Consider the following 3,757-nt stretch of genomic DNA (forward strand, 5'->3'; position numbering starts at 1 on the left):
CGGGTTCCTCGCCCGCGTCAAGGGGACTGACCGCAGCGCAGTACGCAGACGCAGCCCGGGTCGACATCGGGTGGGCCGTGCTGCGCTTACGCCGTGGCGTCGTCCTTGAAGGAACTCCTCGCCGAAGATCCCGGCCAACTTGGACCGGACCGCGGTGATGCCTTGCTCGCGGTGGCCGAGCAAGCGACAGCCCAGTCCTCAGGCTCCCGTGGGTTGTGGTCGAGGACCAGCCCTCACGCGCGGTTGAGCATCCGTAGGTCGGCGTTGGGGCTCGGCTGGATGCCGCCTGAGCAGCAGGTCTGCGAAGGGCGGTGTCCCGGCCGTTTCTGGGCTATTGCCTTCGGTGTCGGGCCAGGTAGATGTTCGCGTCATCGTCGCTGACCCGAGACGGCGGCGATGGCGCCCCGCCCCGGTCTGCTCCGGGAGCGGGGCGGTCCATTGCTCGGGAGATCCGCCGTGAGTGACGGCGTTGTCGGGAAGGCGCGCCGCCGGTAACGGGGTGAACGGGCGGCGCGCATCACCAGCGTCACCCAACAGGTCGGTCATGGCCAGAGCCCAGATCGCGCAGGTACCGCAAGCAGTTCGAGGGCGAGGTCGCACACGCGCTCATGGATATGGCGTACCGAGCGGAGTGGTGCCCGCGGCCCGCGCCGTGGCCTCGTCGACCTTCCTCGTGGCGACCAGCTCTTCGCGGCCGCCGCCAGGACCAGCCCCACGCCCGGGGCGTACAGCTTGTACTCCAGGACATCCGGCTCGATGGTGATCGTGTCGGCGGTCAGCAGCAGGTCGTCGAAGTGCCCGTGGGCGACGTCGGCATGCTGGCCGAGCGCGAGCACCGCCCCGTTGTCCTCGGCCTCGCCCTCGTAGTACTCCTGCCGGTAGCTGAGGCCGACCTCGGGCTCGGCCGGCATGATGACCCCGGGCAGGGCTCCGTCGACGCCGGCCTCGAACGACCCCTCGCGGGTGGCCAGCTCTCCGTTCTCGAACTCGGCGGTCTGCTCTCCGAGGTACCACACGTTGCCCTCGCCGTCCTGCGCGTACCAGTCGAGGGTGTCTTCGATGAGCTCGCCGTCCTCGGTCACCGTGTCGCGCACGACTCGGGCCACCACCCCGTTGGCGATCTTCCGGGTCTGGGTGGTCACCGTGACCACGACCTTCACCCGCGCCCCGGTCTCATCGGTCTCCTGGTAGGTCCACTGCCGACGTGGCTCGAGGGGGAAGTATGGGTTGTCGGAGCCGGTGGTGAAGTCGGCCGGGTCAAGGTCGACCGGATCGTTCCCCTGCGGCAGGCCCGGTTCGCTCGGCGTGGAGGCGGGGGTGGTGGCGGCGCCGGGGCTTCTGCTGCTAGCGCCGGACCCGTCGTTTCCGTCGCCGCCGTCGCCACCGCAGGCGGTCAGCGTCAGTGGAAGGAGCAAGGTGGCGCCCGCCATGGTCGCGTGGAATCTCGAGGTGCTCGATCTCATGGCTGCTTCCGGCTTGGTCTGCGACCAGCCTGCCCCTCGGTTGCTGAAGGTGCTCTGAATGCGCGATGAGGTGCCGCCGCATTCAGGCTGGATTCAGGGCCGGGGGTGGAGACTGGCGGTGACGCAGCACTCGACGCAGCATTCGAGGAGGACGACGTGCGCATCAGGAGCAAACTGGTCGCGGCCGGAGCCGTCGTGCTCGCCGTGCTCGGTGGCGGTGCGGCCGCCGTCGCCGGCGCGGCCGACGACGACGGAACGGACCAGCCGATCACCGGCGACGCCCTGGAACGGGCCTCGCAGGCGGCGCTCGAGCACACGGGCGAGGGCGAGGTCACCGAGACCGAAGTGGGTGACGAAGAGGGCTACTACGAGGTAGAGGTCACCCTCGACGACGGTTCTCAGGTCGACGTTCACCTCGATGAGGACTTCAACGTGACCGGCGCCGAGGGCGAAGGCGCGGGCGAATCCGACGACGAATGACCGGTCCCCCAGGTAGTGGTTCGGGCGCGGGCCGTCACAGGGTTGATCGGCACAAGAAGATCCTCGCCAGCGCCGGCGGCGCCCGGTCGCGCGCGACGCCGGGCGGCGTCACGCTGTTTGAACCCGCTACCTCGAACTCCAAGCCGCGAATCCAAATGTCCCCGCCGAAATGGTGGACTCACGAGCACCCGGGCGCGGCTTCTTCATCCGCGGTTCCGCGAGTCCAGACCGGACAGCTCGAGGGGCCTCCTGATCCGGGTGATTGCCCACCTCGGTACCTGCGAGAAACGGAGTCTCGGACCGGTCATCGGGTCGGTTCAGAGCAATGATTCCTCGGTGCGCCTGGCCAGGTCGTCGATGACGGCGGCCAGGCTGCCGGTCGCCTCCCGGACGCGCCGCTGCCGGGTCGCCCCACCTCCGCGCGCCAGGATGCGTTGGGCGAGGTCGGCGACCCGCTCGAGGTCGTTGGCGGCCTCCAGCATGGCCTGGTGGACGTCGATGAGTTGCACTCAGGTCCAGCAAGGCACTCGTGGACGGGTCCGGCTCTCATGAAGAACCCACTTCGACCTGGCCATGGACACGGCCGTAGTGGTCGAGAGCAGCTCTTCGTAGCCGGCCGGGCGAACCGCTCCCGTTGCCGTTCGTCGGTGCTGACCAGACGCAGCGGTCGCTCGCGGGCCGGGGGCGGTGTAGCCCGTTGTCAGCACAGCGATGACTCCTCGTGGTCATTGCCGCGCGCTCGCGCTCCGGGCACGCTGAAATCGTGGGCCGGACCCGTGCGTCGGCACACCTCGCCGGTGCCGTCGCGATCATGATCCTCGGGCCGCTCGGCGCGTGCGCAAGCGATGACGACTCGGGTGAAACGTCGTCGGCCGGTACGGCGCCCGCAGGTGCGGCGTCGACCGACCCCGGGGCCGACAAGAACGAGTTCGCCGGGTCCGTCGCGATCGGAGGCGGTCGACAGCTGTACCTGCGCTGCCTGGGCGCCGGCTCGCCCACGGTCCTGTTCGAGGCCGGAGACGAGAGCGACAGCAACTCCTGGTCGCAAGTCCAGAACGAGATCGCCACGAACACACGCACGTGCGCCTACGACCGCGCAGGGACCGGATCCAGCGACCCAGCGACTGGCTGCCGGAAGCTCACCGACATCCTCGACGATCTCGAGGCGCTCCTGGGTGCCGCGGACGTCGAGCCGCCGTACGTCCTCGTCGGGGAGTCCGGCGGCGGTTTCCTGATGGCGGGATTCGCGGCCCGCCGTCCCCACGACGTGTCCGGGCTGGTCCTGCTCGAGACCCCGAAGGCGATCACCATCATGCCACCCGGGCTGAAGGAGGAGATCTCCTGCGCCAATCCCGAGAACGTCGAGCACCGGGACTACTACGCCGTGGAGCACGCAGCATGGGACAACAGGAAGCGGCTCGGCGACTTCCCGGTCCGGATCGTGTCGAACGACTACGGCACCGCGGCACCGGAAGGCGACGAGCAGACCAACGTGAAGGACCAGCGCGGCTGGCTGGAGCTGAGCCCCGACTCGAAGCAGGTCGTCGTCACCAGCGGACACGAGGTGGCCTACAACGAGTATCCGCTGGCCATTCGCCTCATCCGCGAGGTACTCGCCGAAGCACGCTGACCGCGGAATCGCGCTATGTCTCGAGCATGCCCGGTGACGATAGGGCTGACGCAGGCGGCGCGACGTCGGGACGCAGGGGGTCGCTCGCCCCGCAAGGGGGTAGCCCGGGCCGACCCGATGTCGACCCGGGCTGGGTCTGTCGACGGCGCTGCAGTCAGTCCCCTTGACGCGGGCGAGGAACCCG

General features: G+C 69.4%; 4 protein-coding genes. 2 read left to right on the top strand and 2 right to left on the bottom strand.

The genetic code is table 11. The features are described 5' to 3' along the window. Window positions 1–542: 542 nt before the first annotated feature. Window positions 543–1,430 carry a hypothetical protein gene (locus EKO23_RS24400; RefSeq protein WP_134721136.1) on the bottom strand — a complete coding sequence of 296 codons (888 nt, stop codon included), beginning with the start codon at window positions 1,428–1,430 and terminating at the stop codon, window positions 543–545. A gap of 189 nt (window positions 1,431–1,619) precedes the next feature. Between EKO23_RS24400 and EKO23_RS24405 the strand changes: the two genes are divergently transcribed. Then, on the top strand, window positions 1,620–1,943 hold the full coding sequence (locus EKO23_RS24405; RefSeq protein WP_134721138.1) for a PepSY domain-containing protein: 324 nt from the start codon (window positions 1,620–1,622) through the stop codon (window positions 1,941–1,943). 317 nt (window positions 1,944–2,260) lie between these two features. Here the strand turns inward: EKO23_RS24405 and EKO23_RS24410 are convergent, their stop codons facing one another. Next, window positions 2,261–2,452 (bottom strand): hypothetical protein, encoded by a 192-nt coding sequence (locus EKO23_RS24410; RefSeq protein ID WP_134721140.1) that lies wholly within the window; start codon window positions 2,450–2,452, stop codon window positions 2,261–2,263. 254 nt (window positions 2,453–2,706) lie between these two features. On the opposite strand from EKO23_RS24410, the gene EKO23_RS24415 reads away from it, so the two are divergent. Beyond that, window positions 2,707–3,573 carry an alpha/beta fold hydrolase gene (locus EKO23_RS24415; RefSeq protein ID WP_134721142.1) on the top strand — a complete coding sequence of 289 codons (867 nt, stop codon included), beginning with the start codon at window positions 2,707–2,709 and terminating at the stop codon, window positions 3,571–3,573. The last annotated feature ends 184 nt before the right edge of the window (window positions 3,574–3,757 follow it).

Source organism: Nocardioides guangzhouensis (assembly GCF_004519545.1).
Classification (GTDB): domain Bacteria; phylum Actinomycetota; class Actinomycetes; order Propionibacteriales; family Nocardioidaceae; genus Nocardioides; species Nocardioides guangzhouensis.

Excerpts from the sequence above, each read along its gene's own strand:
- EKO23_RS24400 (WP_134721136.1), bottom strand. The coding sequence starts at position 1,430 with ATGGCGGGCGCCACCTTGCTCCTTCCACTGACGCTGACCGCCTGCGGT.